Here is a 21,225-nt window from a genome sequence, read left to right as displayed (position 1 = left end):
TATGAATGCCGCAGCCGGTACGTATAAACCCTTATTCCCCATAGCAGGGTACGACTAAGCGCCCCACCACATCGTATCCGTTAAGTCGATTATCGGCTTGGAACGAGTAACAGGCGTAACAACGTATCTTGGTCGGGCATGCCAGTCACCTTTAAACCGCTTTGTTGCTGAAAGCGTTTTAGGCCAGCGCGAGTCGCATCATCAAACTCGCCTTTTTTATAGGTATCAACCAGGCTCTTGTGCTGCAGCTTGGCTTGGATTTGTTCAATCACGGCAACGTATATTTGTATTTGAGCGTCGCCGTCTGAAATCACCACGCGCTCAGACTGCTCAGTTAATTTATGGGGTTCAAGTTGCACCACTAAACTTTCAACGGCGGTTGCAAACGGCGCTTGAGGTTGCTTACCACAAAGTAGGTGAAGGGTTTTTACCGTCATATATTGCGTTTGCCAAGGCGTGATATCAAAAGTGTTTGGCGTTACGCGATTGTAGTGACTTAGATACCCATCAACCCAACCAATATACACGTAAAGGTCGTTTTTCTGCCCCTCTACCGCCTTCACAAATTGACTACACGGTTGAAAACCTGCGCCATCCACTGAAAAGCTTCCTTCTGAATCGACCGCCTGCACATTCGTGCTCACTACCATTGCAGAAAGCATCGACAGAAGCCTTAATTTGCTCCATTTCATCACATCATTCCTATCACGTGTCTCATTCTGATCCAAAGAGTATTCGATCCCTCTCAAAATTCACAATTTCATTTCACCGACCTGCAACACAAAAGAAAACTCCATGTTCGTGAAACAACGCATAAAACAATGTTCAAAACAGCGAATTAGCACCGAGAACATCAAATTACTTGGCTTCAAAAGTAGTTGAATCTTTTAAGTCATGTTACTAAAGACAATTGCGGGCGCTCGAAGTTTCTGATATAGATAGCGCCCTAATTATTTCAGTTGATCTGGAATTGGTGTTGCTTATATAGGGGTATGTGGCATGCCTGAGTCTAAAAAAACTACGTCTCTCGGTATCTTAGCGTTAGCAGGGGTTGAACCTTACCAAGCTAAAGCCGACGAAGAATACATGAATACACCGCAACAAAATCACTTTCGTTTGATTTTGGAAGCGTGGCGTCAGCAACTTCGTGAAGAAGTTGACCGCACTAAATCACACATGCAGGACGAAGCTGCAAACTTCCCAGATCCTGTCGATCGCGCAGCTCAGGAAGAAGAGTTCAGTCTTGAACTTCGTACGCGTGACCGTGAGCGTAAACTCATTAAGAAAATTGAGAAAACGTTGCAGCTCATCGAAGAAGATGATTTTGGTTACTGCGATACATGCGGAATTGAAATTGGCATTCGTCGTTTAGAAGCTCGTCCAACTGCCGATCAATGCATCGACTGTAAGACGTTAGCTGAGATTAAAGAAAAGCAGTTAGCGGGTTAATCGATAGGTCACCTAGTGACCCGAGCAACGCAGCTAATGCGCCCACTTGCCACCCGATATTGTGGGCGCTTTGCTCCTTCTCCTTCCGGACCGCTCCACTTCGGCTCTTTAATTGCCGCAGTAGGAAGCTATCTCGACGCTAAAGCTATTGATGGCGAATGGCTTGTGCGTATTGAAGACATCGATCCACCTCGTCAAGTCACTGGGGCTGATACCCAGATCTTAAACGCGCTTGAAGCATTTGGATTGCATTGGGATCAAAGCGTTTTATATCAAAGTACCCATCAGCAAGATTTTCTCGACCGCATTCACCAACTTGTGGCGGATCAACATGCTTACGCATGTGATTGCACGCGCAAGCGAGTGAAATCAATTGGCGGCCATTATGATGGGCATTGCCGCGATCGTCATCTGCCGATTGAAGGTCATGCCGTCCGTTTCAAACATCACCACCGAGTCGACCATTTTCATGACCTTCGTTTAGGGTCGATTGAATTACATCCACCGTGGAATCAAGAAGATTTCATCATCAAACGCCGCGACGGTCTCATCGCCTACCAGCTCGCAGTGGTAATGGACGACTTAAGCCAAGGCGTAAACCATGTGGTGCGGGGCATCGATTTGTTAGAAACAACGGGTTGGCAAATAGCGTTATATCAAAATTTTGAACAACAGCCACCCGCCTATTTACACCTCCCGCTTGCGCTTGATGAACATGGCAATAAACTCAGCAAGCAAAATCATGCCGCGCCAATTAACTGGCAACATCCACAGCCAGAACTTTGCCAAGCGCTGGCCTGTTTGAACCTGCATGTTCCTCAACAATTGCGTCATTCGACCGTAAGTGACATTCTCGACTGGGCAAAAACGCACTGGAACCGAGAAAAACTAGGCGTGAAACGCTCCGTCAATCTTTGATTTCACTAAATTTTTAAGATAGTGCGAACAGATACAAGCCTTTTCGTTCTATTTTGCTGCGAGTTTGCTAAAATTGCGCTTCTTTTAACACGATGAGCCATTAATTTCATGGTACTGAACCGCGTACTCAACCTGTTCCGTCGCAGCGCGACCACAAACACTAGCGACACCGAAGGGCTGCAAGCCACGGTGATCCCGCGTTCCGAGCACGGTATTTCGCGTCAACAACTCAGCCCAAGTGCTTTGAAAGTTATGTACCGCCTCAACAAGCAAGGCTTTGAAGCCTACCTTGTTGGCGGCGGTGTACGCGATTTGTTGTTAGGCCAGCAGCCAAAAGATTTCGATATTGTCACCAACGCCCGCCCAGAGCAGGTCAAAAAGTTGTTTCACAATTGTCGTTTAATTGGCCGCCGCTTCCGACTTGCCCACATTATGTTTGGCCGAGAAATTATCGAAGTTGCCACCATGCGTGGTCACCACGACGACTCCAAGAGCAATCAAGTGTCTAAGCTTGATGATGCCGGCATGATTGTTCGTGACAATGTTTACGGCACTATCGAAGAAGATGCCGAACGCCGCGACTTCACCATCAATGCTATTTACTACAGCATTGCCGACTACTCATTGCTTGATTTTGCCAATGGCATAGATGCCATTAACAATCGCCGCATCGAAATCATCGGAGACCCAGTTGAGCGTTATCGAGAAGATCCGGTCCGAATGATTCGTGCCGTGCGTTTTGCCACCAAACTCGACATGACCATCGAACCTCGCACAGCAGACCCAATTCATGACCTAGCTCACTTGTTGGGCAGTATTCCTGCAGCTCGCCTATTTGACGAAATTTGTAAATTACTTCTGGCCGGTAAAGCCGAAGAAAACTTCCAGATGCTACGCGAATTTGGCTTACTCGAAGCTTTATTCCCTGATTTAGTTACGTTTCTTGACAGCGATGCAACAGAAGCGGATGAGGCCTTTATTCTTGCAGCGCTCCGCAATACGGATGAGCGCGTGAACAACGATCAAAGCGTCACTCCAGCATTTATCTATGCTGCGATGCTGTGGCCATTGGTTGAATTTAATGCGCGAGAGCTGGCCACTGAATCTGAACTCGGACCTTCTGAGGCGTTTCAAATCGCGGCCAGTGAAGTGCTCGACCGCCAGCAAAAACGGACCGCGGTACCAAAACGCTTTAGCCTTGTGTCTCGTGATATCTGGAGCTTGCAATTGCGCTTACCCAACCGCCAAGGCAAACGTGCAGAGAAGCTATCGACTCACCCAAAGATTCGTGCAGCATTCGACTTTTTATTGTTGCGAGGTGAAGTCTACGGTGGCGAGCTAAAACCCCTAGCAGAGTGGTGGCAACAGTACCTCACATCAACGGGCGATAAACGTGCCTCATTGATAAAAGAAGTTGCAGGTTCAGGGTCAGCAGGCAAACGCCCAGGAAGCCGCCGTCGGCGGCGCCGGACTTCGCCTAACAAGCCCAAGAAGGATGCAGAATCATAATGACGCAACGGCAGACTTGCTACATTGGCGTTGGAGCAAATCTTAATCATCCTGTGCAACAAGCTCAAGTTGCCATTGATGCGCTTAAAAAACTAACAAATAGCCGCTTTATTGCGGCTTCTCCTTTGTACTGCAGCAAGCCTCTTGGCCCGACTGATCAGCCCGACTACATTAACGCAGTAGTGGCCATTGAGACGGCCATGGATCCCGAAGGTTTGCTGAATGCCTTGCAGTCCATTGAGCAACAACAGGGCCGACAACGCAAAGACGAACGCTGGGGACCACGGACTTTAGATTTGGACATACTGCTTTTTGGCAACCAAACTATCCACACACCTCGCCTAACAATTCCGCATTACCATATGGGCGAACGGGAGTTTGTCCTTTATCCTCTAGCTGATATTGCTGCCGAACTTGTATTGCCCGACGGCACTCCTTTGCAAACATTGCTCAGCCAATGTCCACGCAACGGTTTGCATCAGCTTGAACATTCGGCCTGATCTGAACGCAATTAGGTTTAACTATGAAAAAAGTATCTGTCGCAAGCCTACTCAAGAAAAAAGAGCAAGGTGAAAAGTTTGCAACTCTCACGGCGTATGATGCCTCATTCGCAAAAATCTTCGACGACTGCGGTATCGACCTGATTCTGATCGGTGACTCGCTGGGCATGGTGTTACAAGGCGAAGACAGCACATTGCCCGTGACCGTCGAACAAATGGCTTACCATACACGCTGTGTCGCCTCTACAGCGAAACGAGCCATGGTTGTTGCCGACATGCCTTTCATGTCCTATGCAACACCTGAACAAACCTATCAAAACGCAGCTCAATTAATGCGAGCAGGCGCTCAAATGGTCAAGATGGAAGGCGGTGAATGGCTCGCTGAAACCATTAGCGGCTTGGTGGATCGCGGTGTACCGGTATGCGGCCACTTGGGACTCACTCCGCAGTCGGTCAACGTATTCGGGGGCTTTAAAATACAAGGCCGTGGTGATGCTGCAGCACGTCAGCTGATCAACTCGGCCATGGAACTAGAAAAAGCTGGGGTTCAACTATTAGTACTTGAGTGTATTCCTGCACCGCTTGCTAAACGCGTGGCTCGCAGCTTAACCATTCCTGTCATTGGTATTGGAGCGGGCCCAGACACCGACGGCCAAATCTTAGTCATGCAAGATATGTTGGGCCTGACCGCAGGCTATGTTCCAAGCTTTTCCAAGAACTATCTCGAAACCACCGGCAATATTCACAAGGCTGTGGCTTTGTACATACAAGAAGTTGAACAAGAGATATTCCCTTCAGCTGAGCAGAGCTTTGACGAATGATTATTTCCGAGCATATTGATGTCATTCGCGAGACTGTGCGTGAATGGAAACAAGAAGGGCTAAAGGTCGGCTTTGTGCCCACTATGGGCAACCTTCATCAAGGTCATCTCACCTTGGTCAAAGAAGCTTTTAAGCACGCCGATCGCGTGGTGGTGAGTATTTTTGTCAATCCAATGCAGTTTAATAACGCGTCAGATTTAGACAATTACCCTCGAACCTTGACCGACGATTGCTCAGCATTAGATAAGGTCGAAACTGACTTAGTGTTCTGCCCCACTCCTGCAATCATGTACCCCAAAGGGCTTGATGCTCAAAGCCAAGTTTCTGTGCCAGGTGTGGCCGATGTACTTGAAGGTGCGATGCGACCGGGGCATTTCACTGGTGTAGCAACCGTTGTGACCATGCTGTTCAATATCGTACAGCCTGACGTTGCCTGTTTTGGTGAAAAAGACTTCCAGCAGCTAGCCGTGATCCGAGCATTTACAAAAGATTTGTGTTTGCCTATCAACATCATCGGCGTACCTACGGTTCGAGAAGACGATGGTCTTGCCATGAGCTCACGCAACGGTTACCTCACCTCAGAGCAGCGCCAAATTGCCCCTCTGCTCGCTCAAGTGATGAAGGGCATCGAGACCGCGGTCCGTGCAGGTGAAAAAAATTACTCAGAGCTGATTGAACACGCGTCACAACAGCTAGATGAACAAGGTTTTAAAACAGACAGCATCGATATCTGCGACGCCAACACGCTTGCACCAGCCAACTCTGACACAACCGAGCATGTTGTTTTAATGGCCGCTTTTTTAGGCAAAGCTAGGCTCATCGACAATATTGTGGTGAATTTGCAGGACTCTATTATTTAGTATATATTCCGCCGTCCGAGGTCTAGTCCATCAACGCAGGCCTCAGCCGATAGATATTTATTGAAGAGTGGGGAGCGCAATGCAAGCGATCATGTTAAAAGGTAAACTTCACCAAGCACGTGTCACACACGCCGAGCTTGAGTATGAAGGTTCCTGTGCGATTGATCAGGACATGTTGGACGCGGCTGGCATTCTCGAGTACGAGCAAATCCAAATTTATAACATTGAAAACGGCGAGCGTTTCACAACGTACGCTATTTCAGGTGAACGTGGATCTCGGATCATTTCAGTCAATGGTGCAGCGGCTCACAAAGCCAGCATTGGTGACCGCGTGATTATCTGTGCATATGTGAGCATGGCAAATGCCGAAGCCACAGCACATAAACCTTCATTGGTTTACTTGGATCAGAACAATGATATTGTTCGCCAGAGCAAAGACATTCCTGTTCAAGTCGCGTAATGCCACAAGCACAATGTGCACATAAAAAAACCAGTCACTCGACTGGTTTTTTTATGTCTGACATTTGAATCAATACGTCTTACAACTGAATAAACTTCCGATATTCCCTCTGAGCTTTGCATTTTTCTATATTATCTTTCCGTTTATTGCTTCGCTCGGAGTATTCTTTGTCATTGAAATTATTTAAATTTTAAAAACAGAGGTCATGTATTTCTGCAAAACAACTCCAATCCGGTCACGATCGTTCAATTCAAACTTGAACGGTCGCTACAGTTCATCTATAGTCTTTGCATCTGTAAGGTTCAAACAGACTGACCTCTTTCAAATATTTGGAGCTTAGACCATGAACAACTTTCAACTACATACCCTCGAAACTGCCCCCGCTGAAAGCAAGCCTCTTTTAGATAAGTCGCTAAAAGCATTTGGCATGATCCCCAATTTACATGCCGTTTTAGCGGAATCTCCGGGGATCTTGGAGGGTTACCAAGTGCTTCATCAGTTGTTTGCCAACTCATCGTTCAATGCCGAAGAACTTACTGTGGTCTGGCAAAGTATTAATGTAGAGCATGGTTGTACCTATTGTGTACCTGCACATACGGGTATTGCGCATTCAATGAAGGTCGATGCCGCGCTTACTGACGCGTTGAGAAATGGTGAACCAATGCCCACTGAGAAGTTACAAGCCCTGCAAGACACCACGCTAGGGATTGTGCGGGGTCGAGGGCGCGTTGACGAAGCTCAAGTTGCAGCATTTTTTGCAGCTGGATACGGGCAACGGCAATTGCTTGAAATCATATTAGGTCTCTCACAAAAAGTGATTAGTAACTACACCAATCACCTTGCTGCTACACCGCTGGATAAGGCATTTGAACAATTCGCGTGGGAAAAAGCATAAGGTTTCTTTGCTGCCATAAAAACCAACCAGAAAGCTGGTTTTTAGCAAAAATTAAATTGAAAGCTCGAAAACAACGAGTGAATACAGGATTAAATGACTATCAATTTTATTGATGGTCAATCACATCTTCTTTTTGTTGGCCTTAATCATGCGTTTGGCCTCTCGTTTAATGCACTCGCGCAACGGGTTTTCCACCGCATCAGTGCGCCAAATAAATGAAAGAGTGCGTTCAATTTCAATCCCGGGTGTCGACAAGGCCACCAGATCTCCTCGCTCAATTGAACTTTCAACGTCCAAATAGGGTAAGCAGCTGAGATACGGGCCGTTTTCAACTAACGATCTCAATACCGCGACGTGTTCGTATTCACGCCACACATCCAAATCATCAATTGCGCCATGCATTGCACTATCAAATATTTTTCGCGTACCCGCCCCAGGTTCTCGAAGCACCCACTTTGCCTGCTCAAGTTGCGACAAACTGACCTCATTGTATTTCGCAAACGGGTGATGTTTCGATGCCACAATCACAAGATGATCATGACACCAGACTTCTTGTTGCAAGCGGCTATCGTCGCAGCGTCCTTCTATAATGCCTAGTTCGTATTGATAATCCCGCACACCGCTAATGACTTTCTCAGTATTTTTAACACCTAACTGCACTCTTAACTCTGGAAATTCATTATCAATATTACTGATAAGTTGTGGCATCAAGTGCACTGCGGCGGTTTGACTCGCTCCTAACGACAGCTCACCGCTTATAATGTGTTGATCATAAAAGCCTAATTCAATTTGTTGCGCGTCAAACAAGAGCTGCTTTGCCTTGGGGCGAAGCCACATGCCCCAATGAGTTAAAACTAAGCGGCGGCCTTGGCGTTCAAACAATGGGCGTCCCAGCATTTTTTCAAGTTGAGATAACGCCATACTGGTAGCTGATTGCGTTAAAGCGAGCTTATCCGCGGCTTGACTAACGCTTCCAGAGCTTGCGACAGAATCAAATACCGCCAATTGCTTGAGTGAATATCTCATATTTTCAGAATCTCTATTCCGTTGAAGATGGCCAGTGATGCGCTATTCATGCTACCGACACTTTAATCAATTTTATTGAATCTTAATCAAAAAATTATCAATTTAACTTGCCATGTTTTTCGGGGTAATTTGGTTTCAGTTTTTCACGAGGACCATCATCAGGGAGCGCTAATGACCTTACAAATCCTCACTTGGCAATTAACGAGCAAGCTCGCTCTATACACACAAGGAGCAAACAACAATGACTGCTAATCGGTCACCACAAGTGCCGCTTCATACTGTAGATAACAATGGTTCATCCGAGCATTTCACGCCAGCTGAAATGATGCAGCAAGCTGAAAAATATGCGTTATCGAAGTCGAGTAAGCCCGCTGCAATGACGCTTGGTTTAGCCGTCATGGCTGGTGTATTCATCGGTTTAGCATTTGTGTTTTATATCACGGTAACAACAGGTGACGACTCGATGAGTTGGGGCCTGAGTCGGTTAGCTGGCGGTATCGCGTTCAGCATGGGACTGATCTTAGTCGTGATATGTGGCGGCGAATTGTTTACCAGCTCGGTATTGAGTTGTATCGCCCGAGCCAACCGTCAAATCACCACGGGCCAAATGCTCAAAGGCTGGGGCAAAGTCTATATTGGAAACTTTATCGGTGCATTAGTGCTTTTAGCACTGGTCACTGCAGCGGGCTTATATCAACTCGACAACGGGCAATGGGGGCTCAATGCCTTAAAAATTGCGCAGCACAAGCTTCACCATGCCCCCATGCAAGCCTTTGCTTTGGGAATTCTATGTAACCTTTTGGTGTGTTTAGCCATTTGGATGACATTTAGTTCAACGCAAATAATGACCAAAGCACTGATTGTGATTTTACCCGTTGCGATGTTTGTCAGTGCTGGATTCGAACACTGTGTAGCCAACATGTTTATGGTGCCTTTAGGAATCGCGATTCACACCTTTGCACCGGCTGATTTTTGGCAGCAAATAGGCGTTCCAGCATCGCAATTTTCGGACCTCACACTGAACAACTTTTTTGTCGCAAACCTAGTCCCAGTGACTTTAGGAAACATCGTTGGTGGCTCAGTTTTGGTCGGCCTAAGTTACTGGAGAATTTACCAGTGGTCGCCTGAAAAAGCTCAGTCAAATACACAATTAACCCCCATCATCACCACAACGAACAACTATTTTTTGGAGTCTCAAATGTTAGATAAAACAATGAAAATCAATCAAATCATGGAAACAAACCCAATCACAGTTACTCCTGAAACATCGATTCAAGTTGCGCTTGATCAATTGCTTGCAATGAATTTGAGCGGAGCACCTGTGGTGGGTCATCAACAACAAGTCGTTGGTTTCTTCTCTGTACAAGACGTGCTGGTCGATCTTTGGTGCACAGACTATATGCCAGAGGCTCACACTCAAGTTCAGCACTTAATGCGCCGTGAAGTTCACACCATTTCAGGCCACGACAATCTACTTCAATTAGCAGAGTACTTAAGTATCGATAAAGACCAAGTTTACCCAACATCAGATGCGGGTATCGCAACGTCTATGAGCACCTTGTCGCTTACCGATAGAGCACGTGAAAGCCATGCAAATCGCCCTCATATGATTCCAGTGGTAGACGGTGAGACTCTGATTGGTGTTGTCACGCGCCAGCATGTCATTAAAGCACTTCGCCCGATTTATGGTGAGCACCTTAATGTGATTGAAGATATTGATCATGTCGAACGCGATATTGCGTAAGTAAACATCTCGTTTTTAAAAGCCAGCAAATTGCTGGCTTTTTTATTTCCGTTTGCCGAACATCAAGTCATTTGATTTTCTTCTATGCTATTTATGCGGCGATAAAATTATAAATCTCAGGTGACACCTCATGGCAGTTTTCGAAATCAAACACCCTTTAGTGCAGCATAAGCTTGGGTTGATGCGAGCAAATGGCATCAGTACTAAGCTATTTCGCGAGTTATGCAGCGAAATTGGCGCTCTCTTAACCTACGAAGCCACACGTAACTTAGAAACAGAAATCATTGAAATTGATGGCTGGCAAGGCACTCCGGTTGCCATTGACAACATCAAAGGTAAAAAAATGACTCTCGTTCCTATTTTGCGCGCAGGATTGGGCATGTTGTCGGGTGTTGAAACCTTATTCCCCAACGCCAAGATTAGTGTGGTTGGCCTATACCGCGACGAAACAACCTTAGAGCCGGTGGCCTACTTCGACAAGGTAGTGCAAGACGTTGAGCAACGTACCGCATTAATCGTTGACCCCATGCTAGCTACCGGCGGAACGCTAATTGCCACTATCGACCTATTAAAATCTAAAGGTTGCACCCAAATCATGGGACTTTTTCTGGTTGCTGCCCCAGAGGGCATTCAGAAACTCGAAGCCGCACACCCTGATGTGGATATTTACGTAGCCTCGGTCGACGAATACCTAAATGAACAAGGTTATATTATCCCCGGATTAGGTGACGCTGGAGACAAAATTTTTGGAACTCGATAACACCTCAACCAAGTTCCAGATGACTTATTTGTCGTAACTTTTCAGTGTTCGCTCAACTGCATAGAAGCCTCAAAGCTGATATGAGTTGGGCTCACTTGCAACCCATTCTATTAAAAGACTAAGGTTTAATTATGTCTCCGTATTCTCCACGAACGGCGATCGTTGGCGCACAAATGTTGTTTGTAGCCTTTGGTGCATTAGTGCTCGTACCGATTCTTACTGGGCTTGATCCCAATGTTGCTTTGTTTACCGCAGGTATTGGCACACTGTTGTTTCAATTGGTCACCAAAGGCCAAGTCCCTATCTTTTTGGCGTCATCATTCGCCTTTATTCCTGCCATTTCACATGGCGTCGCAACATGGGGAATTGCCAGCACAATGTCTGGCTTAATGGCGGCTGGCGTGCTGTACATGTTCCTTAGCGGGCTGGTTGCGATCAAGGGAACACAGATCATTCACCGCATTCTGCCACCGATTGTCGTTGGGCCAGTGATTATGGTGATTGGTTTAAGTCTCGCGCCAGTGGCTGTGCACATGGCACTGGGAAAAACGGGTGACGGTTCAGCTACTTTATTTCCCATTGAGCAAGCTTTGATGGTATCGATGCCAGCGCTCATTGTGACGATTTTGGTGTCTCTTCTGGGCAAAGGCCTGCTGCGTCTGATTCCAATTTTAGCCGGGCTAATCGTAGGTTATTCCATTGCCGTTTTTCAAGGCATGGTAAACTTTGCCCCTATGACGGCCGCACCTTGGTTTGCCATTCCAAATTTCACAACGCCAGAATTTAACTGGGAAGCCATCTTATTCATTGTCCCCATCGCCATCGCTCCAGCAGTCGAGCACATTGGTGATATGGTTGCCATTTCTAATGTCACAGGCAAAGACTTCTTGAAAAAGCCAGGGCTTAAAAAGACCCTGCTTGGGGACGGCATTGCAACAACCGCTGCGTCTCTGTTTGGAGGCCCGCCGAATACAACTTATTCCGAGGTCACAGGGGCTGTAGCTCTCACCCGATCCTTTAATCCTGTGATCATGATTTGGGCCGCTGTATTTGCCATCGCATTATCGTTTTGTGGTAAAAGTGGCGCACTGCTAAGCACTATTCCTACCCCTGTAATGGGTGGAATCATGACGTTATTATTTGGGGCTATCGCATCGGTGGGACTCAATACTTTGGTGAAAGCGGGAGATGACATTAGCGAACCACGAAACCTGACTATTGTAGCGCTCACGCTTGTTTTTGGGTTAGGTGGAATGTTCTTTGAGTTTGGTGATTTCGCGTTACGTGGCATTGCTCTAGCTGCCATACTTGCCATTGTGTTGAATTTAATTCTGCCCAAGGGCTCTACTGAAAAGACTCATTAATCAATCACACAATAAACACAGGTTATTTGCCCCAAAAAAATTGAATGTCGAGTTCAATTTTTATCAAGCAAACATAGTCCGTTATAATCCACGATCGGCGGGGTGACTCACCCCGTCGCTAACCATCACATTCTCCACATCACTGAGTTTTAGCCCGATCAAACAAGCCACATTGTAACCAAATTCATTTGAATTCGAACGCCGTTGATGGTGGGTGTGCACACCACATTTTGAACAAAAATAGTGAGTTGCAACATGAGTATTGAATTGATACCCACTCAGAACATCATGCCCCTTTTCAATGGTTAAATCCGATTGTGCAATTGCGCCCGAAACACTTCCCTTACGGCGGCATATAGAGCAGTTACAGCGCCTCGGATTTTGAATCCCGCAAGGCAAATGCAACCGAAGTTGCACCGCACCACAATGGCAAGCTAGCGTGTACTTTGCGTTGGTGGAAGTATCATACACATCTGTCATTTAGATCTATTTCGCAATCCATTGAGAGCTGCACAATAAGTGCTGATCATCAAATATTTTCCCTTCAAACGTTGAGCCAGCGTTAACGACACCAACACCTTTGGGAGTTCCTGTCATCACCACATCACCATCTTCGAGTGTCATAAAAGTAGCCAAGTCACTGAGTACTGTAGACGGTTGATACATCATTTGTGATACTCCGCCAGATTGCGCCAGCGAACCATCAATCCAAAGCTCTAAACGAAGATCATCAGAAACTGCATTAATGGGTACAAAATTTCCCAGCACTGCTGCTCCGTTAAACGCCTTCGCTCGCTCCCACGGTAACCCCTTTTCTTTAAGGCTACTTTGCAATGTGCGCTTAGTGAGATCCAAACCAAATCCGACGGCTGCGAAACGCCCTTGTTTTACGACAAAGCAAATCTCACCTTCGTAATGCAGAGGCTCTTGATGAACGGCTTGCAACTCATTTGAAATGGCAGAATTGGGTTTCACAAACACCACTGCTTGTTCAGGAATTTCATTGTTAAGCTCTGCAATATGTTCAACATAGTTGCGGCCAATGCACACAATTTTTGACGGAGTCACTGTATTTATTGATGCCTGAGTGATTTGAATTGATTTCAATGGGGACTCCTTTGCAGTGCCCCGGCATGCTGTTTTGTCAGGGCTGGTCATATAACAAACACTTTGTGTAATGGTTTGTAATTCAGTCATTCACATAAATTAAGTAGTGTTTATCGCAGGTCAGGACGTAGACCTGATTTGTGAATGATGACGCTCACTATTCGTTCCAAATCATAAAAGCACATGGATGACATGCACAGCAACTAAATCATCAAAACAATGCAAACTAGGTGTAGATATGAAGGCTCGAACACTAGCATCTTCGCGCTACAAAGCTCTATCCGACGTTTTTTCAGACTCTCTCCCACAATTCGGAGATGCGCTAAAAAACTATAAATCACAATTCATCAACGTCAATGCGTCCGTCATTTCTTTATTGAATTGCGACGAACATATCCATGAAAACAAAGCGACAGAACGCGCTTTTTCTCGTGCACGCTCAGCACTCAAACAATGGTCGGAAAATTCATTGTCTGGTTTGTGGGAAATTTCCGATAGCGCCCATCGCTTTCATCCTTTGGTTCGCCAACACTTAGTCTCGGCTAAAGCACATGCATCAGACTTAATCGAAAATCCAACGCATGAGATGACGCTGAAAAATTTAGCGCAAAACATCTCGAACATTAGTCAACCCATAGGGGCTGTGATTGAGCATTTTCAGAAATCTCTCAATTCAACCATGTTGCATCAACGCGTATTAACAGCCGAACTCTCAGAGCTAAAATCTCAATTGTCCATTGAATTGCTGATGGAGGAATGCGATGTACTCAAAAGCATTCAATCTTTCAAAACAAGAATTCAAAATAGCGCTCAAGTGACGCAACAAATTCAATTGGAAAATAGTGACTCGGCTGTGCTGGGGAAAATTTCTATTTTAGAAGGACATTTACAGCAAGAGGCACCCGGGATAGTCATTTGCTGCTCAATTGGCGGAGCCGAATACCCTATCAGATTAGATTCAGAACATTTGCTGGACCAGATTGAGGCAATCGAAGATAAGGTTCTGGCGGCAACACCGCAAATGATGCAACAAACTCAGTGGCATATTCTAGGCGACACCTACCTCAATTTAATAAATGAGATCTCAATTTTACAGCTGTATTTGAACCAGTGTTATGAGCTTTGGCTTGCATTAGAAAATGATATGCTCGAAGCGTTGGAGCATATCGAACACCTCACCCAAAGAAAGGGTAGCCGTGACTACTGCAAGATATTCTCATACCTACTCGACGCATTAGCTGAGTGGGATCAGGCCTTTGAATACTGCGGTAGCATTCATATCAACTTGCAGTTCTCTCATGCTCCTCTCAACATTGGTTTGTCTGAAACCCGTGCAATTGCGGCCATGAATAGCCATGAAGTAAGCCATGTGAGCAGCCAGTATATTACGCACCAAAGCCGGCTCAACTCCATTGATGTGAAGACTGTAAGCTACCTACAAGACGTTACTCACCTCCAAAAGTAGTATAGGCGTCATTCTGCGCCCCTAAAAAACGCCTCAATAGAGGCGCTGTTTCAATCACTCAGGGCAACATCATTTGCCCTGAATAGACTCTAAGAATGCAGCTGCCAACCAGTCCGGTGCCTGATAGGAGTCCAGCGAGCATGTCACCTGCACACTGGAATGACCCGACTGCCAATACTTGCGTTCAAATGGCGTCATAGGTGCTATTGTCTCGCCCGCTTCTGGATAACGACTGATCGCTGCATTGATGTGGCATGCACTCAATGCTTGAGCAAATTCGTTGATGTAGATGTCCCAATTTGAGCGCACAATCAACTCCCCTCCCAACGCCAAAATGTATGGGAATACTCCAGCCCCATGCCAGCGACGCCCTAAGTGTTCAGACTTTGGCCACGGGTTTGGATACAGCACATATTGTGCCGCCACATTCCAACCTGCACTCCAAGCAAGTCGCCAAAAGTCGTTTAAGTCGGCGCGCATCAAAATATAACGACCTTGCCCCGATTCTTGTAAGCCCTTTCCTATGCGAAGATCTGACTTATCAATACCCACGACTAAGGCATCTGGATGGGCTTCAGCCAATCCTTTGGTGCTTTCACCAACACCACAACAGGCATCAAGAATAATTGGCCCTGTCCATTGTTTGACCTGCTCATTGACTTCATCAAATGCTTGGCGCGTGTGTTCAGCAATTGGCTTTTTGAATGGGTGCGCTAAATGACGCTCCAAACGTTTGAGTAAACCGTCATGACAACCTTCTTGATTACTGACAATTGGTTTTGAATCGCCACTCATTAACTTCTAATTCCTGTGCCGCGCTTGAGCATTCCCATAATCACCGCGAATAAAATCACCGTCATCGCCAAAACCATTAAAATAGAAGGCAATACAGGAATATCACTCACTCCCAAAAAACCATAACGGAATGTGTTCACCATGTAGACCACAGGATTGAGTTTAGACACCCATTGCCAAAATTCAGGCAACATGGAAATGGAGTAAAAAACACCGCCGAGGTAGGTCAATGGCGTTAAAATAAATGTTGGAATAATGCTAATGTCGTCAAATGTTTTAGCAAATAAGGCATTGAACAAACCTCCCAAGGCAAACAACATAGAGGTCATTAAAATCACGAGCACAACAATGGCGAAATTCTGGATATGAATGTCGGTGAAAAACAAAGACACGATGGTCACAATGCTACCCACTAACAAACCACGCGTCATTCCTCCAAGCACATAGCCCAAGACAATCACCCAATTGGGCACAGGCGCAACTAACAACTCTTCAATATTGCGTTGAAATTTGGCTGAGAAAAACGACGAAGCCACATTGGAATACGAACTCGTGATCACACTCATCATGATGAGCCCCGGAACAATATAATCCATGTAGCTAAAGCCGCCCATCTGCCCCACGCGACTACCGATGAGATTCCCAAAAATCACAAAATATAACGTTGTTGTAATGGCTGGCGGTACGAGGGTTTGCACCCAGATCCGTAAGAAGCGAGTGCATTCTTTACGAACAATACTTTGCAGAGCAATCAGATTCACTTGCATACTCATGATTTATTTCGCCCCTGCTCAACCATCGACACAAATAACTCTTCTAACCGATTCGCTTTGTTACGCATACTTAGCACTTGAATCCCTTGCTGGTCCAACTGGGCAAACACGCGGTTCATTCCCATTTCTTTTGCCACATCGACTTCAAGTGACTTGGTACCTACCACCCTGTGTTCGAACCCTTCAAGCACGGCTGCGGTAGCGGCTTGAGACAAGTCTAAAATGAAGGTTTCCATATTGAGCGATGCCAGCAACTCTTGCATGCTGGTATTCACGACGATCTCACCTGAATTAATAATGCCAATATTGCGGCATAACGTTTCAGCTTCTTCTAAATAGTGAGTGGTGAGAATAATGGTTTTACCATCATTATTAATGTCTTTTAAAAAGTCCCACATACCGCGACGAATTTCGATATCTACGCCCGCAGTCGGCTCATCTAAAATCAGCATTTCTGGTTCATGCATCAAGGCTCTAGCAATCATTAAACGGCGTTTCATGCCCCCCGAGAGCTCTCTTGCTCGGTGATGACGTTTGTCGAATAACTCCAATTGAGTCAGGTACTTTTCTGCACGTTCTAGCGCCGTGCGGCGAGGTACTCCGTAGTAACCCGCTTGGTTGACGACGATTTGTTCGAGCGTTTCAAACTGATTGAAGTTAAATTCTTGCGGCACCAGCCCTAAACAGCTTTTCGCTTTTTCTAACGCGGTGTCGATACTATGTCCAAAAATTGAAACCTCACCGGAGGTTTTCGTGACTAATGAGCTTAAAATTCCGATGGTGGTTGATTTACCCGCGCCATTGGGGCCGAGCAATGCGTAGAAGTCACCTTGTTCAACACAAAGATCAACTCCTTTGAGAGCCTGCACACCATTTTCATACGTTTTGGTGAGGCCCCTGATATCAATGGCTTTCATTTAGTGTCCTGTGAGGAGGAAAGTGCCTGTGTGCAAACCACAGGCAGGTGTTGATTTGTTATAGAGGTATGACTTTACCTAAATAAGGTAAATTACGATAGCGCTGGCTATAATCAATTCCATAGCCCACTACGAAGGTGTCTGGCACTTCAAAGCCTGCCCATTTAATATTCACATCTACCTCCCGCCCAGAAGGTTTATCCAGTAATGTACATACTTTTAATGAGCGGGGATTGCGCAATGCAAGCATAGCTAACACTTTGCTCAAGGTATGCCCTGAGTCAACAATGTCTTCTACTAATAAGACGTCAGCGCCTTCTATGTCTTCATCGAGATCTTTGAGTACCTTAACATCTTTGGTTGTACTCATACCGCTGCCATAGCTCGACACTGTCATGAAATCCAACGTCACAGGCTGCTCTATAGCACGTGCTAAGTCGGCAAGAAAAATGACCGAGCCTCTGAGTAATCCCACCAAAATGACATGCTCACTGCCCGCATAGTAGGTGCTGATCTCATCCCCGAGCTCTTTTACCCGAGCCAACAGTGTATCTGCTTCAATCAGTGGCTCAATTTTATGTTCAATCATTTAGATCTCCGCTTTGGTGATAACCCCAGCGAGGCATTAATGTTTGGTCTAGGCCTAAGTGATCTAAGATTCTAGCCACTATAAAATCAACCAAGTCATCAATGCTTTTCGGGTTTTGATAAAATCCGGGTGCCGCCGGCATGATCGTTACCCCCAGTTTAGCGAGGGATAACATGTGCTCCAAATGGATGGGCGAAAAAGGTGTTTCGCGCGGAACGAGAATGAGTTGGCCTCGTTCTTTAATCACCACATCAGCAGCTCTTTCAATTAAATTGTCACTGGAGCCCAAGGCAATTGCAGCCAACGAGCCAGTGCTGCACGGACACACCACCATTTGTTTGGGCGCAGCCGAACCTGATGCAACGGGCGAAAACCACTGCTCTTTGCCAAAGACTTGAATTTGGCCTTCTTTCGCTTTGAAATAGTCCACCAACATGGACGTTGCTCGATCGGGTGACGACGGCAATTTAAATTGGCTTTCGGTGTCGAGCACAACGCGTGCGGCACCTGACACCAAGACAAACACTTGGTGATTTGCGGCCACTAAACACTCCAGCAGTCGCAACCCATAGGGCGCTCCGGAAGCGCCGGTAAAGGCCAGTGTGATGGGTGATTTAAATGAACTCATTGCTGTCTCTCTAACAAAGCTTGCAGAATTTTCTCGTGAATACCGCCAAACCCGCCATTACTCATGACAAGTATGTTGTCTTGTGGCGATGCCATGGCTGTGATCGACTGCACCAAAGCATCAATGTCATCCGCAATATGCGCACTGCAGTTGAGCTCACTTACGAGTTCATCCGTTGACCAGTTCAGTCCTGAAGGCTGAAATAAAAAGACTTGGTCAGCTCCTTGTAAACTGGCAGCCAATGTTTGTTGGTGAACGCCCATCTTCATGGTGTTTGAACGCGGCTCTAAAACGGCAATTAAGCGACCTTCGGTCATATGATTTCTAAGACCTTCAATGGTTGTGGCGATGGCCGTTGGGTGGTGAGCAAAATCATCAAATACTTTGACCCCCGCCACATTGCCTCGCAACTCCATTCGACGCTTGGTATTAATGTAGTCCACCAAACCTGCAGTAGACACATCCGGCGTCACACCAACATGGCGAGCCGCAGCAATGGCCATCACCGCATTGCGCACATTGTGCTCACCCATTAAGTTCCACTTTACAGGCCCGTACCACTGACTTTTATGGCGAACGCTAAAACACGAACCGTCACTTTGTTCCAGCCGGTATCCCCAATCGGAAGCGTCTGCCCCTAAAGATTCCTGTTCGCTCCAACAGCCTTGTTCCAACACACGTTGCAGTGCAGGTTCATCCTCAGGCGCAATGATTCGCCCTGACCCCGGAACAATCCGCACTAAATGGTGAAACTGTCGCTCAATGGCAGCAAGGTCGTCAAAGATATCAGCATGATCAAATTCAAGGTTGTTGAGGATCAAAGTCCGAGGGTGGTAGTGAACAAATTTGGAACGTTTATCGAAAAATGCTGAGTCATATTCATCAGCCTCTACAACAAAAAAAGGCGAGTCGCCTAAGCGCGCAGATAAGCCAAAGTTCTGTGGAATACCGCCAATAAGAAAACCCGGTTTCATACCTGCATACTCCAACAACCAAGCCAGCATGCTGGATGTTGTTGTTTTACCGTGAGTTCCTGATACGGCTAAAACCCAACGGTCTTGCAACAAGTAGCGGTGCAACCACTCGGGGCCAGACATAAAAGGAATGCCCTGATCGAGTACCGCTTCAACGGCCTCATTGCCGCGCGACATGGCGTTGCCAATAACCACTAAATCAGGCTTTGGGTCCAATTGGCTTGGGTCATACCCTTGTGTAAGCTCAATTCCAAGCTCAGTTAATTGAGTCGACATTGGCGGATAGACGTTGGCGTCTGAGCCTGTGACTTGATGGCCAAGCGCCTTCGCCAATGCGGCAACACCGCCCATGAATGTGCCACAAATTCCAAGAATATGAATATGCATGAAGTTAAGTAACCACTTGTTCTAATGAAGTTAGATTCTAACACTGCATGAGCACATCGAATACCGCCAGATTTGTAGCAAATAAAATCGAACACTCGTTTGAAAAGTAATTTAATAACAATTAATTAACTCAACTGTCGAAAAATATGAGATTTGAGTCACAATAAACAAGGTGAATATAAAACTAAAACAATAAAAGCCAATTTCGTAAATTAAAAAGGATCTATTAGTTATGGCAGGAATGACAACGCTGGGCGAATTTATCGTCCAACAACAACACGCTTTTCCACATGCAACCGGTGAACTCTCCTCTCTTATTAGTGCTATCCGTCTTGCAGCAAAAATCGTTAACCGTGAAATCAACCGCGCAGGCCTATCTCCCGACATTATTGGAGCTGCAGGCCAAGAAAATGTGCAGGGTGAAGCCCAACAAAAACTCGATGTATTCGCAAATGACAAGTTTAAAGCCGCACTCGAAGCCCGCGGTGAAGTCTGTGGTATCGCTTCAGAAGAAGAAGATGAATACGTAGCATTTTCTGGAGAACGCGGACGCAACGCCAAATATGTTGTATTAATGGATCCACTTGATGGTTCATCGAATATTGATGTAAACGTTTCTGTCGGTACTATTTTTTCTATTTTCCGCCGCATTACTCCGGTTGGCGAACCTGTGTCAGCAGCAGATTTCCTTCAACCTGGCCGCAACCAAGTTGCAGCAGGCTACGTCATTTATGGCTCCTCAACCATGTTGGTTTACACCACCGGCAATGGCGTAAACGGATTTACCTATGACCCTACGTTGGGCGTATTCGCACTCTCTCATCCAAATTTAACCATGCCCAAAGACGGAAAAATGTACTCCATCAATGAAGGCAACTACATTAAATTTCCAACAGGTGTGAAAAAATATCTGAAATATTGCCAAGAAAACGATGAAGCAACCAGCCGCCCATATACATCACGTTATATTGGTTCACTGGTTTCTGATTTTCATCGCAACATGCTCAAAGGTGGTATTTACATGTACCCCACCACCCAAAGTGCACCGCAAGGTAAACTCCGCCTATTATATGAATGTAACCCAATGGCATTTATTGCAGAGCAAGCAGGCGGCAGCGCTTCTGATGGCTACAGCAGAATCATGGACATCATTCCTACGGAACTTCATCAGCGAGTGCCCTATTTTGTAGGATCGAGCAACATGGTGGCCGACGCGGAACGATTCATGGAAGAGTTCAAAGATTAAACGCATAAGCTGCTGGAATTCAAAACTGTCGCAGCTAT

At 46.1% G+C, this 21,225-nt stretch carries 23 protein-coding genes; 13 read left to right on the top strand and 10 right to left on the bottom strand.

Annotated elements, in window-relative coordinates; all coding sequences use genetic code 11:
- Positions 1-89: 89 nt before the first annotated feature.
- Entirely contained in the window at positions 90-692 is a 603-nt protein-coding gene (locus tag NAF29_RS03620; RefSeq protein ID WP_251260118.1) for a peptidoglycan-binding domain-containing protein, read from the bottom strand.
- Positions 693-999: 307 nt separating this feature from the next.
- Between NAF29_RS03620 and dksA the strand changes: the two genes are divergently transcribed.
- The 8 genes from dksA to NAF29_RS03580 all read left to right on the top strand — a co-directional run bounded on the left by dksA (position 1,000) and on the right by NAF29_RS03580 (position 7,412).
- Positions 1,000-1,449, top strand: a complete 450-nt coding sequence (dksA, locus tag NAF29_RS03615; RefSeq protein ID WP_251260117.1) for an RNA polymerase-binding protein DksA — start codon at positions 1,000-1,002, stop codon at positions 1,447-1,449.
- Positions 1,450-1,464: 15 nt separating this feature from the next.
- Positions 1,465-2,367, top strand: coding sequence for a tRNA glutamyl-Q(34) synthetase GluQRS (gene gluQRS, locus NAF29_RS03610; protein WP_349665545.1), 903 nt, complete (start codon positions 1,465-1,467; stop codon positions 2,365-2,367).
- A 192-nt stretch (positions 2,368-2,559) separates the two neighbouring features.
- Positions 2,560-3,876, top strand: a complete 1,317-nt coding sequence (gene pcnB / locus NAF29_RS03605; protein ID WP_432763224.1) for a polynucleotide adenylyltransferase PcnB — start codon at positions 2,560-2,562, stop codon at positions 3,874-3,876.
- Positions 3,876-4,376 (top strand): 2-amino-4-hydroxy-6-hydroxymethyldihydropteridine diphosphokinase, encoded by a 501-nt coding sequence (gene folK, locus NAF29_RS03600; protein ID WP_251260115.1) that lies wholly within the window; start codon positions 3,876-3,878, stop codon positions 4,374-4,376. Before pcnB ends, folK begins: the two co-directional genes overlap by 1 nt.
- A 23-nt stretch (positions 4,377-4,399) precedes the next feature.
- Complete coding sequence (panB, locus tag NAF29_RS03595; RefSeq protein WP_251260114.1) at positions 4,400-5,197, top strand: 3-methyl-2-oxobutanoate hydroxymethyltransferase; 798 nt, start codon at positions 4,400-4,402, stop codon at positions 5,195-5,197.
- A complete protein-coding gene (panC, locus tag NAF29_RS03590) occupies positions 5,194-6,057 on the top strand; it encodes a pantoate--beta-alanine ligase (protein WP_251260113.1) in 864 nt (287 codons plus the stop codon). The genes panB and panC overlap by 4 nt, the downstream gene beginning before the upstream one ends.
- A 79-nt stretch (positions 6,058-6,136) precedes the next feature.
- Complete coding sequence (gene panD / locus NAF29_RS03585) at positions 6,137-6,517, top strand: aspartate 1-decarboxylase (RefSeq protein WP_251260112.1); 381 nt, start codon at positions 6,137-6,139, stop codon at positions 6,515-6,517.
- Positions 6,518-6,860: 343 nt separating this feature from the next.
- On the top strand, positions 6,861-7,412 hold the full coding sequence (locus NAF29_RS03580) for a carboxymuconolactone decarboxylase family protein (protein ID WP_251260111.1): 552 nt from the start codon (positions 6,861-6,863) through the stop codon (positions 7,410-7,412).
- Between the two features lie 120 nt (positions 7,413-7,532).
- Here NAF29_RS03580 and NAF29_RS03575 read toward each other — a convergent pair whose 3' ends face one another.
- A complete protein-coding gene (locus NAF29_RS03575; protein WP_251260110.1) occupies positions 7,533-8,438 on the bottom strand; it encodes a LysR substrate-binding domain-containing protein in 906 nt (301 codons plus the stop codon).
- Between the two features lie 241 nt (positions 8,439-8,679).
- On the opposite strand from NAF29_RS03575, the gene focA reads away from it, so the two are divergent.
- The 3 genes from focA (at position 8,680) to NAF29_RS03560 (ending at position 12,306) form a co-directional block, all read left to right on the top strand.
- A complete protein-coding gene (gene focA, locus NAF29_RS03570; RefSeq protein ID WP_251260109.1) occupies positions 8,680-10,182 on the top strand; it encodes a formate transporter FocA in 1,503 nt (500 codons plus the stop codon).
- Between the two features lie 130 nt (positions 10,183-10,312).
- Positions 10,313-10,942 carry a uracil phosphoribosyltransferase gene (upp, locus tag NAF29_RS03565; RefSeq protein ID WP_251260108.1) on the top strand — a complete coding sequence of 210 codons (630 nt, stop codon included), beginning with the start codon at positions 10,313-10,315 and terminating at the stop codon, positions 10,940-10,942.
- Positions 10,943-11,073: 131 nt separating this feature from the next.
- Complete coding sequence (locus NAF29_RS03560) at positions 11,074-12,306, top strand: uracil-xanthine permease family protein (RefSeq protein ID WP_251260107.1); 1,233 nt, start codon at positions 11,074-11,076, stop codon at positions 12,304-12,306.
- Positions 12,307-12,387: 81 nt separating this feature from the next.
- Here NAF29_RS03560 and NAF29_RS03555 read toward each other — a convergent pair whose 3' ends face one another.
- Both NAF29_RS03555 and NAF29_RS03550 read right to left on the bottom strand, forming a co-directional pair.
- Positions 12,388-12,786 (bottom strand): GFA family protein, encoded by a 399-nt coding sequence (locus tag NAF29_RS03555; RefSeq protein WP_251260106.1) that lies wholly within the window; start codon positions 12,784-12,786, stop codon positions 12,388-12,390.
- Positions 12,787-12,792: 6 nt separating this feature from the next.
- A complete protein-coding gene (locus NAF29_RS03550; RefSeq protein ID WP_251260105.1) occupies positions 12,793-13,413 on the bottom strand; it encodes a fumarylacetoacetate hydrolase family protein in 621 nt (206 codons plus the stop codon).
- A gap of 238 nt (positions 13,414-13,651) precedes the next feature.
- Between NAF29_RS03550 and NAF29_RS03545 the strand changes: the two genes are divergently transcribed.
- Positions 13,652-14,878 carry a hypothetical protein gene (locus NAF29_RS03545; RefSeq protein WP_251260104.1) on the top strand — a complete coding sequence of 409 codons (1,227 nt, stop codon included), beginning with the start codon at positions 13,652-13,654 and terminating at the stop codon, positions 14,876-14,878.
- A gap of 69 nt (positions 14,879-14,947) precedes the next feature.
- Here the strand turns inward: NAF29_RS03545 and trmB are convergent, their stop codons facing one another.
- From trmB to mpl, 6 genes are read right to left on the bottom strand one after another with little or no spacing between them, the layout of a single operon-like run.
- Positions 14,948-15,673, bottom strand: a complete 726-nt coding sequence (gene trmB / locus NAF29_RS03540; protein WP_251260103.1) for a tRNA (guanine(46)-N(7))-methyltransferase TrmB — start codon at positions 15,671-15,673, stop codon at positions 14,948-14,950.
- A complete protein-coding gene (locus NAF29_RS03535) occupies positions 15,673-16,446 on the bottom strand; it encodes an ABC transporter permease (RefSeq protein WP_285817552.1) in 774 nt (257 codons plus the stop codon). The genes trmB and NAF29_RS03535 overlap by 1 nt, the downstream gene beginning before the upstream one ends.
- Positions 16,443-17,363: an ABC transporter ATP-binding protein gene (locus tag NAF29_RS03530; RefSeq protein ID WP_251260102.1), complete on the bottom strand. Its 921-nt coding sequence runs from the start codon at positions 17,361-17,363 to the stop codon at positions 16,443-16,445. Before NAF29_RS03530 ends, NAF29_RS03535 begins: the two co-directional genes overlap by 4 nt.
- Before the next feature lie 58 nt (positions 17,364-17,421).
- The gene (gene hpt / locus NAF29_RS03525; RefSeq protein ID WP_251260261.1) at positions 17,422-17,949 is read right to left on the bottom strand and encodes a hypoxanthine phosphoribosyltransferase; all 528 of its coding nucleotides are present in this window, start codon (positions 17,947-17,949) and stop codon (positions 17,422-17,424) included.
- Entirely contained in the window at positions 17,945-18,580 is a 636-nt protein-coding gene (locus NAF29_RS03520; protein ID WP_251260101.1) for a flavin prenyltransferase UbiX, read from the bottom strand. Before NAF29_RS03520 ends, hpt begins: the two co-directional genes overlap by 5 nt.
- Positions 18,577-19,941: a UDP-N-acetylmuramate:L-alanyl-gamma-D-glutamyl-meso-diaminopimelate ligase gene (mpl, locus tag NAF29_RS03515; protein ID WP_251260100.1), complete on the bottom strand. Its 1,365-nt coding sequence runs from the start codon at positions 19,939-19,941 to the stop codon at positions 18,577-18,579. Before mpl ends, NAF29_RS03520 begins: the two co-directional genes overlap by 4 nt.
- A gap of 241 nt (positions 19,942-20,182) precedes the next feature.
- Between mpl and fbp the strand changes: the two genes are divergently transcribed.
- Positions 20,183-21,187 (top strand): class 1 fructose-bisphosphatase, encoded by a 1,005-nt coding sequence (gene fbp / locus NAF29_RS03510; RefSeq protein WP_285817592.1) that lies wholly within the window; start codon positions 20,183-20,185, stop codon positions 21,185-21,187.
- The last annotated feature ends 38 nt before the right edge of the window (positions 21,188-21,225 follow it).

It is taken from the genome of Echinimonas agarilytica (assembly GCF_023703465.1).
GTDB lineage: Bacteria > Pseudomonadota > Gammaproteobacteria > Enterobacterales > Neiellaceae > Echinimonas > Echinimonas agarilytica.
Note: the sequence above shows the minus strand (reverse complement) of the source record. Positions and strands in the feature narration are given on the sequence as shown.